Genomic DNA, 16,026 nt, shown 5'->3' on the forward strand with positions numbered 1-16,026 from the left:
AAAACTGGTCTGTCTTTTCATTCTTCAACACTACTATATTGATCTATAACAATTGCTTTCATGTCCTCTCCCTTGCTGTTTATTTTAATAACATACAATTATTTCTCAAAATTTTTCCCCTTAAATTATCATAAACTTATTTTTGGGGGTAATTACGCAAAAAACAAAGCAAATCTAACACACAACTTAGAGTCATTCAAAATTTTATGTTTAATTACATTCAAAAGAAATGGAGAGAACTCTATGACTGAAAAGATATTTAAAATAAACGAGATTGATATATGTACAGAAAGCTTTGGAAACCCTAAAAATCCAGCTATTTTATTAATTATGGGTGCTACGTGTTCAATGGTTTATTGGGATGAAGAATTTTGTGAACAGTTGGCTAACACGGGGAAATTTGTTATTCGTTTTGATAACCGTGATGTGGGACGCTCTGTCGCATATGAACCTGGAACTTCTAATTATTCCGTTACGGATATGGCTGAAGATGCAATTGGGGTACTAGATGCTTATCATATTGACAAAGCGCATCTATTTGGTATGTCTTTAGGCGGTATGATCGCTCAAATTGCTGCTGTAAAACATCCCGAAAGAATATTAACATTAACATTACTAGCTACAAGTGTGATAGGCTCTGACAATAACACACGTGACTTACCCCCGATGGATGAAAGAATTTTAACACATCACGCAAATGGCACGCATTTAGATTGGACAAATGAAAATATTGTAGCAGAATATTTAGTTTCAGGGTCCCGTCTATTATGCGGGTCCAAACGCACATTTGATGAAAAAAGAGTCTATAATCAAGTAAAACAAGAAATTGAACGAGCTAACAATTTATTAAGCATGTTTAATCACGCTTTACTTCAAGGCGATGATGCATATGAAGGGGTGCTTCACTCCATACAAGCACCTACATTAGTCATTCACGGAACAGACGATACCGCACTCCCTTTTGAACATGGTCTAGCACTTATCGATGAGATTCCTAACTCAGCTCTATTAACTCTTGAAGGCGCTGGACATGAGATTCATCCTGATGACTGGGAAGACATCATTCATACTGTTACTGAACATACAGCCAAAATAATAGAAAAATAATGAATAGGAGGGGCACGCCGCAATTTGTGTCCCCCCTATCTTTACATGTAAAAACGCCCATCACTGTATCCGTATGTATAGTGATGGGCAATATTTATATTTTTCTATGTTTAAAAAAACGGACAATCTAATTGATCAACAGCTTCCCATGTTTTTTTTTTTATATTATCGGTGGATTTATTTGCTTCTAGTGGTAAGCTTTTAAAAGGATTAACTTCTACTTTTAATAAAGATGATGGCTCAACGTATAACGAGAAAACATGGCTACTTGGTATAGCTTTTGACACATCAATATCTCCTACTTGTTTAAAAAGTTGCTGCGCTGCAAAGAAAAAGAAGTTGGTTGGATTTGATTGTTTATTCAGCCATGCAAGCATTTCAGGTGATACTGACTTATGAATATTAATTTTTACTCGGTCACCACGTTTATATCGCCTAGATCGCATACTTCCACCAACTAACTTATTGTTAAGTTTGTAAATCCTAACTCTTTTTGCTTATGCTCTCTATATTTTGGCGAACAAGTGTAGACTAATAATCCACGTGCATTTGTAAATAATGGATTATCTACAAAGATTACATTTGTTAAACGCCCTTTTTGTTTTAAAATCATTTTCAGGCTATTTTTTATGATAACTGCGCCCCCGCCATAAATAAAAACATATGGATCGTCTTTCATATCATCAATTTTGTTAATAATATCCGTTGCAACGCGCGCTGCTAAACCTAATAGTGCTGGTTGTGATTCCTCAACTAATAATGCATTTCTAGGGTGTTTATCATTTAAATAAATTTGATTGAATTCTGTAATACTATCAATTGTCTTTGTTGGATACTTCCGGTTCCATCTCGTAATAATTTGTAGTAACGTTTCTTTCACACCGTACGATAAACCCTTACTTAGTTGTGGTCTAAAGTTTACACCTAGTGAAACGACTTCTTCTGTCGTTCCTGCACCAATATCAAAAGATAATAATGTTTTATCAACAAAATCAATTTCTGACACTTTATTTTGTTCACATTCTATTTTATGTTTTACAACATTTCCTTCTTCATCATATACAATGCCCCACGTCCCAGAAGCACCCTCAGGTAGGCATTTGCAATATTCGATGGAAATATTAATTGTAACATCACGTCCGTTTGGATAATGGAACACAACCTTATGATTCCCCATATAACGTTTCGCATTTTCCGCCGCTATTTCTTGTGTAATAAGCTGCATAGGGAGAGCAACAGATAAATCATATCGAATGTTAATGTGGCTAGAAGTTGGACTTTGACGCATAGCACTTACCGCTAAACCAGATAGAATCGTAATAACCATTAACTCATCAGTTGACTTATTCGATTTCTTCTCAACCTCAGTACCTTTTAATTGATCTTGAATGACTTTTTCTCCAACGATATACCGCACATTATTTAACATTAACGATGGAGAACTAATGGTCACGTCAATGTGATTTTCTAATTCAGATAATGAAACATCTCCCTCATCTAACAATCCTGTAGGCTCTCCTATATATAAAGCATATATACTCGGAATAAAAATAGGATCTTGCCCTTTCACCATTAACTTCAAACCGTTATTTCCTGCATCAGCACCAGCTTTTAAAAGAATAGACATAACTACCCCCTAAATTAATCTGACATCCCTTCCAAATATATGCGAGCCCATTCTTTTACATTCAAATGTAATGTAATTTTTTATTAATCATAAAAACAAAATATCATATTCTCGGCTCTATATGTAAAAAGTATTTGACATGAAACTTTTCCAATTTTATACTATAATTGTAAAGAGTTTTTTACAACAGTGGAGGTGCCATTTTTCATATGAATCGCAAAAAATTCATTTTAATAACAATCGTTTTATCATTACTTGGAGTGCTTATACACGGGGCTTATAAATACATCGCTGAAGGTGCGATTTTAGGTGGAACAATTTTCACAAGCGCTTTAATACTTAGCTACCTTATCAATCATATTACATGGGGAGATCCTCACGGTGTATCAGAAGAAAGTCAAGATGAAATGGGACAACAAATTACATATAAAAGCTCTAAAATTGCATATTTTACGCTCGTAGTTGTAATGTTCCTTATATTACTCTTCTCTGAAGGGTTTTCTATGGGAGCTAATTTAAATGGGGTTAAAAACTTCCCTCTTTTTATTGCACTGTGCTCTTCATTCTTTATTCACCCTATTGTCGAGCTTATAGTCGCAAAACAATATAAATAAAAAGATGAGATTTTCTTTATACAGAAAATCTCATCTTTTTATATTTACATCCCCTCAACTATCACTTTTAATTTATTCACAGTCCGCCAATTTCTTACTGTAGCTGGTGTATGCAACTTCTGAAACTGGTTCATTAATTTAGAGTTTCGAATGCTATTTTTGAAAAATAAATACACAACTTTTTCATGTATATAACAATCTTCAGTCTCATTTTTTTGCATAAGTAGCTGATCTTTTTCTGTTTTAGAAAGTTCATGTGCTAAGAAGGCAATATGTATACTTTCGCCTTCTCGCAATGAATTGACTTCATAGGGGCATCTTTTTGTAATGTTTATAAATTCCTCATGTGTTCTTAACATAACCGGAACATCAAAACCAAAAACATTTTTAATTTCAGACTGTATTCGTTCCTTTAGAAATGTTATATCTTCCTCAGATTTGAATACGATATTCCCACTTTGAATATATGTTTTCACTTGTTTCAACCCTATTGATTCAAACGCTTGTTTTAAATCAGCCATTTTGATTATCTTATGCCCGCCTACATTGATTCCTCTTAGTAATGCAATATAAATTGTCATATCAATCCTCCGCATTTTAATGAACTGAGCAATTAAGTTGATTTTCACTCTCATATTTCTCGAATATTTGTTTTAATTCCTCTAACATATCATGTATAGATAATATCTCAAATAAAATGATAGATTCACTTGAAAAATGATGATGATATTGATTCGGTTTACAATGTGCTAAATCATTTTTATTAGTCCAAAATTGCTTATCTAATTCATCAATCAGTTTAAAATGTTCCTCATCTATTTTTTCACAATGATTTCTTAATATAGAAATTATAGAATGAATTGTTCGTCGTAAAATTTCTTTTTCATTTTGTGACCAATCACATGTTTCAATTGGTGCTCGAGCTAAATTATCTATATGATAAATAATTTGCTGTAATAAATGAAGTTGCTTTTGTACAAGTAAAAAGCTTCTCATTTCTTTTTTTGTATGTCGATGGTATTTCCAATCTTTTTGCTCATATTGAACAAATTGTACTGCTTTATGTAATAATATAGTTAATTTAGAAAGAGTATAGGTTGTCTCCTTTTTTATAACTTTCCCATCCATTAACGCAGTAAGCCATTCCTCCATAACATTTGCCGTTTTAACAAATAGCTCTTCTGTACATCCCGAAATTGTTTTAACATAGTGTGGTGGCAAAATAAAAAAATTCACTACAGTAGACACTATAATACCAGTAGATGTAGTAGCTAATCGAATTAAAAATGCAGTAAAATAATGATCTGCCGTAATGGGAATCATTGCAACAGCAGTTAAAGTTGCGACTAACGTTCCTGCGTGTAGCCTTAGTTTTTGACATGTAACGATTGTAAACATTGCCGCTAACGCATAAGAAAGCGCCTGATGACCTAGGAAAAATGTGAAAGTCATTGCATACGCCGATCCAATTGTTGAAGCTGGAAAACGAACTAGTCCTTTTTTTATAGAATCCGTTGCGGTTGGCTCAATTGTTACAATTGCTGTAATAACAGCAAAAATAGTTGGGATATTGAAAAATTCACAAACTAGAACTGTAAGAAAAACTGCAATTCCTGTTTTTATCACCCTTCCACCAATAATATTCCACTTTTTAACTTGATTCATTTTGTATTTCCTTCATTTCTATTTCGTTTATTTATATATTCTACATCATATATCGTATTAAATAAAAAAACTTACTACTTTGTTATGCAAGAGTAAGTTTTTCTTCTCATTATTGTATGATAGGTAAATGCATTACGATTTGTTGACCAATTGGTCCCATTCTTCTAAAACCTTTATCTTGGAAGCCAACTTTTTCGTATAAATTTTGTGCTGGAATATTTTTTTCATTCACAGCAAGTACAACTTCATTTTTCATCGGAAAATAACGTTGTACAAACGCTTGTAATAGTGTCAGTGACTTTTTAGCATATCCTTTTCCTTGTCTATCGTGATTTATAGAAAATGAAGTTAAAAGTAAAGCGCTCTCATTTTCTGTGAATTCCTGCACTCTATCTCCTGTTTGCAATGCAAAAAGACCAACAGGTACCCCATTGTAATCTAAAATAACAATCACATTTTTTGTACAATCATTTTTTGCTTTTTTCAATAATTCGGTTGGGTCCGATGTAAATTGAACTTGTTCACTTGGTAAAGTAAATGTTTGTATAACTTCTTTATATTCCTCTTTATACGGAACTAATTGAATCTCCCCTGTATGTATGTCCATGCTAAACTCTCCCATTTTCAACTTATTAACTTAAACCTTGCTGCACTTTAGAATGTACTTTTCCATCTAAAAAGGTAATTTCAACTAATGCAGTTGGATTGCTTCCCTTCCAAGCAAAAATTTGTTTAATTTGTGTAGAATGTTCTACGCCTTCTTCTATAAGTAAATCCCCTTCAAAACCAATTAAATCTTTCACTTCTTTATAAGTCATTCCTTCATTTATATTTGAAAAATGATTTATATTGATAGATTCTTTCTTCTGATTTTCCATCACAGTAGAAGAAGTCGCTGTTTGCTTTTTTACTTCTTTCTTCTGTTCACACGCTGTCATACTGAAACCTAAGCATAAACTACATAATATTATTGTGCTTTTTTTCATCATAACAGTTGTCCCTCCCATAATAATTAAACCATATATTCCCTTAAAAATAAACTGAATATTTAATATTATACTGAAAAACCCTGCACAATTTTGTACAGGGTTAAGATTAACTTTATTTATTCAAATGATTATTAGATTGGTCATCCTGTTCTTTTCTCAGTTCTTGTTCTTCATCTTTTGGTATTTGTTTATCATTATCTTTAATTGGATTCGTTTCTTTATTTTCAATCATATCATTTGGAACTTGTGGCATTACTCGGCCAACAATTGCTGCTAACTCATCCAGTATACCTTCGCCTGTTTTTCCTTTTTTAATTTGCTTTCCAATTTGTTTCAGTCGTTCATACGTATCAACATCTGCTACAACAACTGCATTAGCACCATCAGGATCGTTTTTCAAACTTTCTGCAACAGAGTATTTAATGGATTCAACACGTGTTCGATCTAGTTTCGCTTTTACATCAATTCCTACGATAGCATATTTCCCAACTACTACCGCTGTCGCATCATTCACACCTGGCACACTTGCCGCTAAAGACGCTAAATGGTCCGCTGCTTTTTCATTTGGCTTATTTGACTTATTTGTATAATTAACATTTTTCATTGAAACATTTTTTTGCTCGGGCTTTTCGTTTGGATTATCCTTTTTTCCAATACTGCATCCAGTTATTAAAAAACAAACCATCAACATATATATTAAAATCTTCATTATTCTCACCACTTTACCATTAAAGTTTAATCATAAATTTTTTCAACAGCTTGCATTTTCTTCACTTTTTCTTCTGCTCCGCTATTTGCATTGATGAAAATTTGGTACGTATCTTTCCCTAAAGTACCTACAAATTCATAGCAAAGTACTTCGTTATGCAAATCGTTTACTACCATTGCTTTTCGCTCTTCCATTACCTTTACATCAGGGTTTATTTTCTTTCTTGCTTCTGCTGTAGTTAGTTTTGCTGATGGAACTGTTCGTTTTTGATGTGACGCTAAATATTCTTTTGCGGAGAATCCAACGATAGAACCGTCATCTAAGGCGATTTTCATTTGGATTGCTTCTGGATAAATTCGTACGCCATTCTCATTTACTACATACGTAAATACTCCAACATTATCATATTGTGAGCTATCATAAAGCTCCATATTATTAAACTTATGATCCTTTAAAAATGTCAAACCTTTACTTCCTGCATCGTTTAAACTAATTTTCTGTTCTTTAATTTCTCGATTATTCATAACCCAAATTGGATATCCGCCTTTTCCGGTAATATCCATATAAAACTCATTATTGGTTGCTTCATCTTTAATTTTCACACTATAGAAAGATTCTTTCGCACCTTTTCCACTTTTCTCAACTTCTACTTTTTCATTTCCTTTTAAATTCAAAAACGATTTTGCGATTTTCGCCGCTTCATCTTTTGAAATTGCTTTTCCTTCTGCTTCAAATCCACCTTTTTTATTTTTTTGTGCACTTGTAAAGGTAGGTCCGAAGTTTGTAGATGAATACGATGTTACATTTTTTTCTACTGTTTTTAACCCGTCAATAATTGTATTGTCTGCAGGATCACGATTTGATGCGAGTGCCATCTCAACATCCATCCAGCGTAAATTATTTTTCAAAACAAGATGTTGCACTTTTCTTAGTTCATCTTGTATATTTCCTGCATTTGAGTATAAAGTTTGCAACGTTTTGTATTCTTGATCATTTAATGGCTCTTTTTCTAAATCACGAATCGCTGCACGGTAACTAAAATCACCGATATTCGCTAAAAATTCTTCCGTTTTATTAAAAGGCATTAATGTTAAAGGAAGTTGTCCTACATCCGAACGAGCTTCCGATGTTAATCTCCATACATCTGCTAAAGCAGGCGATAAAGATGCGCGTGAATTCATCGCAAGCGTTGTTCCAATTTTGTCGTGCAATAAATCAACCTCATATGCTAAATCATGAAACGCACGTTGATAACTGTTTTCTGCCCGAATTAATACTGCATTTTTCTCTTGATGCTCTTTATAGCCCCAGTATCCTGTCCCAACTACACCAACTGTTAATAATACGATTATAATACCTCGTAACATAGTTCCACCTCCGCTCTATTTACAGAAAATATGTTTCCCGATCTTTTTAATTTGTGGACGAGTCCAAATCCATTTACTTGTTGCAGTATCTGGATTGAAATAATACAATGCGTTTCCTGTTGGATCCCATCCATTAATTGCATCTAATACAGCTTTTTTCGCTGTTTCATTTGGTGTTAAATATATTTGTCCGTCTGCTACCGCTGTAAATGCTCTTGGCTCAAAAATCACACCCGAAACAGTATTTGGAAATGATGCACTTGTAACACGATTTAAAATAACTGCAGCGACTGCAACTTGTCCTAAGTACGGCTCCCCACGAGACTCTCCATATACTGCGTTTGCCATGAGCTGTATATCATTTTGAGAATAACCATTTGGAACATTTGTCCCTTTATTTTGAGGTGGTTTATTTTCTTGTGCAGTACCTCCACTATTTCCTTTATTCGTTGTCGTTCCTTTATTAGCAGTTGACTTATCATACTTCGTTGCCTTCACGAGCATTTGCTTCGTTTTAGCTCCGGCTAAACCATCAACAGGTAAACCGAATTTCTCTTGAAAATTTCGAAGTGCCCAGTATGTACCCCAGCCGAAAACACCATCTACTTTTCCCGTATAAAATCCGTTATATTTCAAACGAGATTGCAGTTCAATGACATCTTCACCAGATGCTCCCCTTTGAATGACTTGATTAGAAAAGGCTTCTACATTCTTTAGTTGTATACTACTGACCATGAAAGATAGTCCTATGAACGCAAGTAAAACCGCTATTTTAAAAATAGCTTTTTGGCGCATAATTTTCCCTCCTTAATTATGTAAATGATTTCTTGGTTATGTTTTGTAAAAGCCTCGCTTTTATGTAAAGAAGACAAAAAAATCCAAACTCATATCGTTGAAAAAATATGTAAACAATATAAAAAAGGTAAAAGGAGTTCATCATGAAAAAATTGTTAAAACGTATCGCACTCGTTATTCTGTTCCTAACAATATGTTCAAATGTATATACAGGCTCAGCAATTGTTCATGCACAGCCGCCGTATGCGAAATGGGGTAAGCTTGCTGTAGAAAAAACGAAAGAACAATACCCCAAAGCAGAGATTATTGATTACCTTCATATAGGTAGAAAACCAAAAACCGTTCAAATAACAGTTGAAAAATTTAAATTATGGCTACGTGAGGACGGAAAAGAATATGGCGTTTTTGTTGATGTAGAATTTGAAACGAAGACGGAGAAATTTATTAAAATGTCGTTTCAGAAAACGAGTAGATAAAATGAAAGAAACCCGGCTGTTATGAATTTAAACAGCCGGGTTTCTTTCGTTTCTAAAATTTCGATTCCCTAAAAATCTTACCAATATACAAATAACGCCAATTACAACTGCTATCCCTATACTGTATAAAAGTACTCTACCATATCCACCTATTCTCGGATCTAAAAACGGATAAGGATACCAATTCACGATTGGACCACGTATTAAGCTATATAAAACGTAAAAAAACGGGAATAAGAGCCAACTTGCGGCTTGTTTCCAAGTGATTTTCTTACTAGGCGGATTTAAAATCCAATCTAAAAGCATTGCGATGGGCATGATATAATGTAACACCGTATTTACCCATGGTATTGCGGTTTGAAGTGATTCTTCTAACCCTCTTAATAATAAAAAATAAATGAGTCCAGTCGTAAGTATGTATACAGTTGCTGCACCACGAAGTATACCAAACTGTTCTGATCGACCAAATGTAGCTGTTCCGATACTACTTAAAAGGAGAATACATGCAACTAAAATATTACTTTCGATAGTGAAGAAACTAAAAAAGTTAACTGGATTGAACGGTTTCACTTGTGCCCGTATTATAAATTGCGTAATGATTGCACTAAATGCTAGAAGGCTTAAACATAGTCTAAATAGAGATAATGTTTTTACATCCCCCATACAATCCCTCCTCTTCTCATACAAACTTATAATTCTCCTGTACATGCTCGATAAATAACTTTAATGGAACGAGCCCACGTTTAGGCATATGACTACTTATTACAGCAATGACCTCTAACTGCGGAATGATGACGATGTATTGCCCGCCATATCCCATAGCGAAGTATAAACAATACGGTATGTGAAATCTTTCGTTATTCAATACCCACCAGTGATATCCATATGCCCCGACATGTTCATACGTTTCAAATAGAGCCGTACTTGATTCTTCTAACCATTTCGATGATACAATTTCATTCCCCTGCCAATACCCATTCTGTAAACATAATATTCCTAATTTTAATAAATCTTTAGACTTCATTTTCATTCCGAAGCCGCCGACATGTATTCCTTGCGGATCTTGCTGCCACTCATATTCGGTAATATCTAATGGATCAAATACATATTTTTTCGCAAACTGTTCTGTCGGCATTCCAGTAGCTTTTTGGATAATGTAACTAAGTAAATGTGAAGACCCTGAGTTATAATTCATTTTTGTAGCCGGTTCTTCAATTATTGGTTTTTCTAATATGTACTGCACCCAGTTATCCGATTCTACAAAATCATTTGGGAAAACGACCCCATTCCCAAACTCCTTCCAATCTTCTCCTGTAGTCATCGTTAATAAATGATACAGAGTCAAATCCTGCTTTTCCGCAGATACATTTTCAATCCACTCTGTAATGGGTGTATGTATATCATTTATATAGCCTTTATCAATTGCAATACCTATTAATATAGATACAATGCTTTTTGTAATCGAATTTATTTTATATAAATTACTTGCACATTCAGGTGTTTTATAATACTCAGTTGTTAATTCCCCTTTTTGATAAACAATAAATGTATTTACTTTTTTCTTTTCAAATTTATTTTCTAGCTGCCTGAAATCCAATACTTTACCTCCAATTAAATCATTACCTAATTTATTATATCTTGTAGCTTTAATTAAAACATACTTGTGTTCAAATAAAAAACAAACCTGCCAGTAATGAACTGACAGGTTTGTTTTTTATAATTTTGTGCGAACATTCCAAAGCTCTGGGAAGAATCGTTGATCAAGTACTCGTTTTAAATAAGATACACCTGAAGAGCCACCTGTTCCCATTTTATGTCCGATAATGCGTTCTACTGTTTTCATATGACGGAAACGCCATTGTTGTAGCCAATCTTCAATATCAATTAATTTTTCAGCAAGTTGGTATAAATCCCAATATTTTTTTACATCCGCATACACTTCAAGCCATGCCGCTTCTACTGTTGCGTCTTCTTCATAAGGCTGCGTAATATCACGATTCAACACATCTTTATGAATAGGAAATCCTTCTTTTACAAGTGCTTGAATTGCGACATCATATAAACTTGGTGCATGTAGCGCCGTATGAAGTCGAGCGTGTAATTCTGGATCTTTTTCATAAATTTTTAAGGCATGCGGCGTTTTATAACCAAGCGCATACTCAATCATACGATATTGATACGATTGAAAACCTGAAGCTTGACCGAGCGAGTCACGAAACTCAATGTACTCTGACGGCGTTAATGTCGCAAGAATATCCCAAGATTGAATGATTTGTGATTGAATTTTTGATACACGTGCTAACATTTTAAAAGCTGGTTGTAATTTGTCTTGTTTAATAGATTCAATTGCTGCGTTTAACTCATGTAAAATAAGCTTCATCCAAAGTTCGCTTGCTTGGTGAATAACGATGAACAACATTTCATCATGGTGGTCTGATAATCTCTTTTGAGAAGATAGTAAACTATCTAATTGTAAATATTCCCCGTACGTCATATTCTCTTTAAAGTCCGTATGAATCCCTTTTTCCATAATTACCTTTTCATTTTCTTTCATATTAGCAAAACGCCCCTTTATATATATTTCTACTTATATTGGTCTAATAACTGCTCGAACTGGACTTCCATCTGCATCTGATAAGGCAAGTGGTAATGCGATTAGTTCGTAATCGCCATCTGCTACATGATCTAGTACGACATTTTCTAAAATGTGTATACCATGTTTAAACAATTGATGATGCGCTGCTAATTCTTTATCATCTAACGGATCAACTGATGGTACATCCACCCCGATTAAACGTATACCTTTTTCTGAAAGAAACGGTGCTATATCCGCACGTAAATGCGGGATTATATCTGGGAATTCATTCGCTTTACCATGTGAAGATGTGCGTAACAACAAGCGTTCTACGCCTTCTAAATGAAATTTCTCTAATTCCTTTTTCCCAATGCTTTCAAGATTAGAAACGTCAATGATTCGCGTAGGTCCGACATAAACTTGGATATCTAAATCTAACACTTTCTTTCCATCATTATCAAAATGAAACGGTGCATCAATATGAGTACCTGTATGAATACTCATCGTTAACTTTCCGACATTTACTGAGCCACTCTCTTCTTTTGACCATGATACTTCATACGAGAACGGTGTATCCCCTGGCCAAGTAGCAATATCATTATTTAGCGGTTGTGAAATATCAATCCACTCTGATGTTTTCATACTTATGCCACTACCTCTCGCTTATTTTCAAATTGCTTATACTCTTCATCTTTCATGATTTTCTTTAAAATCATAACAGACTGCCATACTTCTTCGTACGTATTATATAAAGCAACTGGCGCAAGTCTCACTCCATTTGGCGCTCTAAAATCTGGAATTACTCCATTTGCTTTTAACGCTTTACATATACGTGCTGCTTCTGCATGCTCTAAATAAATATGCCCGCCTCGTTTTTCATCCTCAAATGGATTTCCAATTGTAAATCCGAAATTTTTTAATTCATGATCAATCAAATTAAGCATGTATCTTGTAATATGTAATGATTTTTCGCGTAAACGTTCTATACCAGCATCTTTAAATATTTCAAGAGAACCGATTAAAGGTGCAGTACTTAATACGTGTGGTGTACCAATTTGATAAGCACCTGCATGATCAGCAGCTGTTAATGTATGTTCCATATCAAACTGCTTATCTTTTCTAGAACTAAACCAACCTGATAATCCAGGAAGTCTATTAAAATGCTTTTTATTCACATAAAGCCCTGCAACGCCACCAGGTCCCGCATTTAAGTATTTATAATTACACCAAATCGCGAAATCAACATCCCACTCTTTGAAATGATGCGGAATAGAACCGATTGAGTGACATAAATCGAACCCGATATGAATACCACGCTTATGCGCTTCCGCTGTTAAACGTTTCATATCAAGAATTTGGCCGCTTCTATACAGTACAGAAGGTAATAAAATTAACGCGATATCATCTGTCATTGCATGAATAATATCATCTTCAGAAAGTGTTCTACCATCTCGGCTCTTTACTCGTACTAAATGCTCATCTGGATCTAATCCTTTTAAACGAATTTGACTTTGAAGTGCATATATATCGGATGGGAAGGTTAACTCATCCGCAAGAATTTTTGTGCGAATTCCTTTCGGCTCATAGAAAGTTGCGATTACTTGATGAATATTCGTTGTCGTGGAACCGGTTACAATAGTTTCTTCTGGTAAAGCTCCAATAAGAGGTGCAGTCAATTCACCTAATTTCTCCGAAAGGAAAAACCACGGATGCTCACCCTCGGTCCAGCCGTCAATGCCATACTCTTTCCATGAATCTAGCAAAGTAAGTAATGATTTCTCTGCTCTTTTTGAAAGTAGCCCTAATGAGTTTCCATCTAAATATATTGTTCCTTCTTTTTTATAAAATTCAGTTTGAAAATCTTTCAGTTCATCATGTTTATCACATTCAAGCGCATACTCATAAGTTGGTTGAAATGGTTCTTTATACATGGTGTCACCTTCTCTTAATTTTCTTTTTATTCTAACTAATTGAAATATATCACCTTAGTTGATATAACGTCAACGATATTATGTCAGTTGACTTTATATATGAATTTCTTTTACAATACAGTTATATTTTCAGATATTTCAGTATAAAGAGGTGATTCTTTGAAAAACACTACTCTTTCATCAAGAAAACACCGCTCCTTAGAAACAAAGAAGAAACTATTACACTCTGGTTACACTATTTTTATTCGTAACGGATTTCAAAAAACGACAATTACACAAATTATTAAACATGCAGAAACTGGTTATGGCACGGCATATGTATACTTTAAAAACAAAGATGATCTCCTCATCGTTTTAATGGAAGATGTTATGAATCAATTTTATGATATTGCTGAGCGCTCTTTTTCGCCTCAAACGACAGAAGAAGCACGTATAATGATTCAAAATCAAGTTAAAGCATTTCTACAATTAGCAGAGAAAGAACGAGCAATTTTACAAGTTGTAGAAGAAGCAATTGGGTTATCAAAAGAGATACGTCAAAAATGGGACGAGATACGGGAACGCTTTATAAACAGTATTACGCAAGATATTACATACTCTCAAGAAGGTGGGTTAGCACATTCTGAATTGAATAAAGAAATTGTAGCACGTGCTTGGTTTGCGATGAATGAGATGTTTCTTTGGACGATTGTGCAAAATGATAAAAAGATCGACCTAGAAGAAATTGTGCATACATTGACGAAAATGTATACGACTGGTTTATATAAATAGCACACCTTCAATACATAAGGTGTGCTATTTTACATCTATAAAAATATATTATTTGGGTATGGTAGCGCTAAAGAAGGCTTTTCAGATAATGAGAAATATTGTAGTTTTAAAGATTCACCATCTATTGATTTTAGTTTTCCACTAGTAATTTCACATTCAAACACAACAACAATATATTCTACTTGATCGCCATTCGGATATGTATGGCGATACTCTTTTCCTCCAAACACCCCTTTTTGTTTTTTTACTTGCACTTTCAATCCTGTTTCTTCCCACACTTCACGAACTACCGCTTCTTCTGGAGTTTCTCCAGGCTCAATTGCTCCAGCTGGCAAGCTCCAGTATTCTCCGCCAGGATATTGAAATAAGATTTCCCCTTGCTCATTTTTAATAACAGCAGCTACACTCGGTATAAAAATTAGTTCATGACCTAATTGCTCACGGATTTGTTTATAATATAGCGACATCGACATATAATTCTCTCCCACTCTATTAATAAATAACTGTATTTTCTGACACCTATTGTATAATAATACCAATAACAATTTCTATATAGAAAGGATAAGAAAATGAACCAAGTACAACTAGTAAATAGCTTTCTATCATTTTTAGATACGACAAAACAGCCTACTAGCTTAAAATTTTTAAATGAGCTTATTAAAGCTCATCAAAAAAAATAAAATGGGAAACCCTCACTAAAATAATTGACTGGGAAAAGGGTAATGAAACAGGTAATTATTTCCCTTCCATTGAGACATACATAAACCGTATTACAACAAAAGGTCTCGGGGGTACTTGTTGGACGCACTCAATTGGATTCCATTGGTTATTATCAAATCTTGGTTTTAATGTTCATTATATGTATATGGATCCCGGACATTTATGCTTACGGGTTAACTTAGACCAACCTTATTATGTTGATGTTGGTTATTGTGCACCTTTATTCCAAGCTTACCCACTTTATGAATCATTTCAAGTAAGTAATGTAAGAGAAACTTTCACTTATGAAGTCTCAAATAATAGGATTAAAATTACTAGAGATCCAGGTCCAACAAAAATCTTACATACAGATCCAATACATTTATCAAGTATGAAAGAACTCATTACAAAGTCTAACGATTGGTATACATCCCCTGTATTAAAGAAAATTCAGATTTTCGGTTATATCGATGGTATTCCAACTTCTATTAATGATAATGTTTTAAAACGATATTTCCAAGGTAAGAAAAGAGAACAAATCATTACATCTTCTGAACTTAATTATTGGATAACAGAAAGATTTTGTGTTGATAAAGAAATATATGAAAGAGCTATTGAGATTTTCAATAAAAAATCTTCAAACAGTAAAAGCGTTACTCACGAGATTGAGTAACGCTTTTACCTTAATATATTTTTAATCT

At 33.9% G+C, this 16,026-nt stretch carries 19 protein-coding genes and 1 pseudogene; 5 read left to right on the forward strand and 15 right to left on the reverse strand.

The features are described 5' to 3' along the window. Nucleotides 1-243 precede the first annotated feature (243 nt). A complete protein-coding gene (locus ACTFR9_RS06055) occupies nt 244-1,107 on the forward strand; it encodes an alpha/beta fold hydrolase (RefSeq protein ID WP_000136574.1) in 864 nt (287 codons plus the stop codon). 110 nt (nt 1,108-1,217) lie between these two features. Here the strand turns inward: ACTFR9_RS06055 and ACTFR9_RS06060 are convergent, their stop codons facing one another. Further along, on the reverse strand, nt 1,218-1,553 hold the full coding sequence (locus ACTFR9_RS06060; protein ID WP_001257755.1) for a hypothetical protein: 336 nt from the start codon (nt 1,551-1,553) through the stop codon (nt 1,218-1,220). 11 nt (nt 1,554-1,564) lie between these two features. After that, nucleotides 1,565-2,734 carry a ParM/StbA family protein gene (locus ACTFR9_RS06065; RefSeq protein ID WP_000025611.1) on the reverse strand — a complete coding sequence of 390 codons (1,170 nt, stop codon included), beginning with the start codon at nt 2,732-2,734 and terminating at the stop codon, nt 1,565-1,567. 209 nt (nt 2,735-2,943) lie between these two features. Here ACTFR9_RS06065 and ACTFR9_RS06070 point away from each other — a divergent pair, with 209 nt between their 5' ends. Then, nucleotides 2,944-3,348 (forward strand): hypothetical protein, encoded by a 405-nt coding sequence (locus ACTFR9_RS06070; RefSeq protein ID WP_001080322.1) that lies wholly within the window; start codon nt 2,944-2,946, stop codon nt 3,346-3,348. A gap of 44 nt (nt 3,349-3,392) precedes the next feature. On the opposite strand, the gene ACTFR9_RS06075 is transcribed toward ACTFR9_RS06070, so the two are convergent. The 7 genes from ACTFR9_RS06075 to sleB all read right to left on the reverse strand — a co-directional run bounded on the left by ACTFR9_RS06075 (nt 3,393) and on the right by sleB (nt 8,873). After that, nucleotides 3,393-3,929, reverse strand: a complete 537-nt coding sequence (locus tag ACTFR9_RS06075; protein ID WP_000158237.1) for a DUF1697 domain-containing protein — start codon at nt 3,927-3,929, stop codon at nt 3,393-3,395. Nucleotides 3,930-3,945: 16 nt separating this feature from the next. Further along, nucleotides 3,946-5,013, reverse strand: coding sequence for an aromatic acid exporter family protein (locus ACTFR9_RS06080; RefSeq protein WP_001077571.1), 1,068 nt, complete (start codon nt 5,011-5,013; stop codon nt 3,946-3,948). Nucleotides 5,014-5,122: 109 nt separating this feature from the next. Next, a complete protein-coding gene (locus ACTFR9_RS06085) occupies nt 5,123-5,620 on the reverse strand; it encodes a GNAT family N-acetyltransferase (protein ID WP_000351205.1) in 498 nt (165 codons plus the stop codon). A 25-nt stretch (nt 5,621-5,645) separates the two neighbouring features. Continuing rightward, the gene (locus ACTFR9_RS06090; protein WP_000976533.1) at nt 5,646-6,002 is read right to left on the reverse strand and encodes a hypothetical protein; all 357 of its coding nucleotides are present in this window, start codon (nt 6,000-6,002) and stop codon (nt 5,646-5,648) included. Between the two features lie 112 nt (nt 6,003-6,114). Next, on the reverse strand, nt 6,115-6,711 hold the full coding sequence (locus ACTFR9_RS06095) for a YhcN/YlaJ family sporulation lipoprotein (protein WP_000698000.1): 597 nt from the start codon (nt 6,709-6,711) through the stop codon (nt 6,115-6,117). Nucleotides 6,712-6,737: 26 nt separating this feature from the next. Further along, the gene (gene ypeB, locus ACTFR9_RS06100) at nt 6,738-8,078 is read right to left on the reverse strand and encodes a germination protein YpeB (protein ID WP_229136317.1); all 1,341 of its coding nucleotides are present in this window, start codon (nt 8,076-8,078) and stop codon (nt 6,738-6,740) included. A 15-nt stretch (nt 8,079-8,093) separates the two neighbouring features. After that, a complete protein-coding gene (sleB, locus tag ACTFR9_RS06105; protein WP_001249040.1) occupies nt 8,094-8,873 on the reverse strand; it encodes a spore cortex-lytic enzyme in 780 nt (259 codons plus the stop codon). A gap of 143 nt (nt 8,874-9,016) precedes the next feature. On the opposite strand from sleB, the gene ACTFR9_RS06110 reads away from it, so the two are divergent. Continuing rightward, entirely contained in the window at nt 9,017-9,349 is a 333-nt protein-coding gene (locus tag ACTFR9_RS06110; RefSeq protein WP_074543374.1) for a DUF3889 domain-containing protein, read from the forward strand. A gap of 27 nt (nt 9,350-9,376) precedes the next feature. Here the strand turns inward: ACTFR9_RS06110 and ACTFR9_RS06115 are convergent, their stop codons facing one another. From ACTFR9_RS06115 to kynU, 5 genes are all read right to left on the reverse strand, one after another. Next, nucleotides 9,377-10,012 carry a Pr6Pr family membrane protein gene (locus tag ACTFR9_RS06115; protein WP_061686501.1) on the reverse strand — a complete coding sequence of 212 codons (636 nt, stop codon included), beginning with the start codon at nt 10,010-10,012 and terminating at the stop codon, nt 9,377-9,379. Nucleotides 10,013-10,028: 16 nt separating this feature from the next. Beyond that, complete coding sequence (locus ACTFR9_RS06120) at nt 10,029-10,946, reverse strand: serine hydrolase domain-containing protein (RefSeq protein ID WP_229136316.1); 918 nt, start codon at nt 10,944-10,946, stop codon at nt 10,029-10,031. Between the two features lie 117 nt (nt 10,947-11,063). Continuing rightward, nucleotides 11,064-11,903 (reverse strand): tryptophan 2,3-dioxygenase, encoded by an 840-nt coding sequence (gene kynA, locus ACTFR9_RS06125; protein WP_000661965.1) that lies wholly within the window; start codon nt 11,901-11,903, stop codon nt 11,064-11,066. Between the two features lie 33 nt (nt 11,904-11,936). Then, nucleotides 11,937-12,566 (reverse strand): arylformamidase, encoded by a 630-nt coding sequence (gene kynB, locus ACTFR9_RS06130; RefSeq protein WP_000858056.1) that lies wholly within the window; start codon nt 12,564-12,566, stop codon nt 11,937-11,939. A 2-nt stretch (nt 12,567-12,568) separates the two neighbouring features. Beyond that, nucleotides 12,569-13,855 carry a kynureninase gene (kynU, locus tag ACTFR9_RS06135; protein WP_000276283.1) on the reverse strand — a complete coding sequence of 429 codons (1,287 nt, stop codon included), beginning with the start codon at nt 13,853-13,855 and terminating at the stop codon, nt 12,569-12,571. 159 nt (nt 13,856-14,014) lie between these two features. Between kynU and ACTFR9_RS06140 the strand changes: the two genes are divergently transcribed. Beyond that, nucleotides 14,015-14,626 (forward strand): TetR/AcrR family transcriptional regulator, encoded by a 612-nt coding sequence (locus ACTFR9_RS06140; RefSeq protein ID WP_000799603.1) that lies wholly within the window; start codon nt 14,015-14,017, stop codon nt 14,624-14,626. Nucleotides 14,627-14,661: 35 nt separating this feature from the next. Here the strand turns inward: ACTFR9_RS06140 and ACTFR9_RS06145 are convergent, their stop codons facing one another. Continuing rightward, complete coding sequence (locus ACTFR9_RS06145) at nt 14,662-15,099, reverse strand: NUDIX hydrolase (RefSeq protein WP_000062940.1); 438 nt, start codon at nt 15,097-15,099, stop codon at nt 14,662-14,664. Nucleotides 15,100-15,195: 96 nt separating this feature from the next. Between ACTFR9_RS06145 and ACTFR9_RS06150 the strand changes: the two are divergent. Next, a pseudogene (locus ACTFR9_RS06150) lies at nt 15,196-15,998 on the forward strand (arylamine N-acetyltransferase). Nucleotides 15,999-16,026: the final 28 nt, after the last annotated feature.

The sequence above is a fragment of the Bacillus cereus group sp. MYBK222-1 genome, assembly GCF_051916425.1.
In the GTDB taxonomy this organism is placed as follows: Bacteria; Bacillota; Bacilli; order Bacillales; family Bacillaceae_G; genus Bacillus_A; species Bacillus_A paranthracis.

Bases quoted from the DNA above. Each gene is read 5' to 3' on its own strand.
- ACTFR9_RS06055 (WP_000136574.1), top strand. From the start codon at position 244: ATGACTGAAAAGATATTTAAAATAAACGAGATTGATATATGTACAGAA.
- ACTFR9_RS06060 (WP_001257755.1), bottom strand. From the start codon at position 1,553: ATGCGATCTAGGCGATATAAACGTGGTGACCGAGTAAAAATTAATATT.
- ACTFR9_RS06065 (WP_000025611.1), bottom strand. From the start codon at position 2,734: ATGTCTATTCTTTTAAAAGCTGGTGCTGATGCAGGAAATAACGGTTTG.
- ACTFR9_RS06070 (WP_001080322.1), top strand. From the start codon at position 2,944: ATGAATCGCAAAAAATTCATTTTAATAACAATCGTTTTATCATTACTT.
- ACTFR9_RS06075 (WP_000158237.1), bottom strand. From the start codon at position 3,929: ATGACAATTTATATTGCATTACTAAGAGGAATCAATGTAGGCGGGCAT.
- ACTFR9_RS06080 (WP_001077571.1), bottom strand. From the start codon at position 5,013: ATGAATCAAGTTAAAAAGTGGAATATTATTGGTGGAAGGGTGATAAAA.
- ACTFR9_RS06085 (WP_000351205.1), bottom strand. From the start codon at position 5,620: ATGGACATACATACAGGGGAGATTCAATTAGTTCCGTATAAAGAGGAA.
- ACTFR9_RS06090 (WP_000976533.1), bottom strand. From the start codon at position 6,002: ATGATGAAAAAAAGCACAATAATATTATGTAGTTTATGCTTAGGTTTC.
- ACTFR9_RS06095 (WP_000698000.1), bottom strand. From the start codon at position 6,711: ATGAAGATTTTAATATATATGTTGATGGTTTGTTTTTTAATAACTGGA.
- ypeB (WP_229136317.1), bottom strand. From the start codon at position 8,078: ATGTTACGAGGTATTATAATCGTATTATTAACAGTTGGTGTAGTTGGG.
- sleB (WP_001249040.1), bottom strand. From the start codon at position 8,873: ATGCGCCAAAAAGCTATTTTTAAAATAGCGGTTTTACTTGCGTTCATA.
- ACTFR9_RS06110 (WP_074543374.1), top strand. From the start codon at position 9,017: ATGAAAAAATTGTTAAAACGTATCGCACTCGTTATTCTGTTCCTAACA.
- ACTFR9_RS06115 (WP_061686501.1), bottom strand. From the start codon at position 10,012: ATGGGGGATGTAAAAACATTATCTCTATTTAGACTATGTTTAAGCCTT.
- kynA (WP_000661965.1), bottom strand. From the start codon at position 11,903: ATGAAAGAAAATGAAAAGGTAATTATGGAAAAAGGGATTCATACGGAC.
- kynB (WP_000858056.1), bottom strand. From the start codon at position 12,566: ATGAAAACATCAGAGTGGATTGATATTTCACAACCGCTAAATAATGAT.
- kynU (WP_000276283.1), bottom strand. From the start codon at position 13,855: ATGTATAAAGAACCATTTCAACCAACTTATGAGTATGCGCTTGAATGT.
- ACTFR9_RS06145 (WP_000062940.1), bottom strand. From the start codon at position 15,099: ATGTCGATGTCGCTATATTATAAACAAATCCGTGAGCAATTAGGTCAT.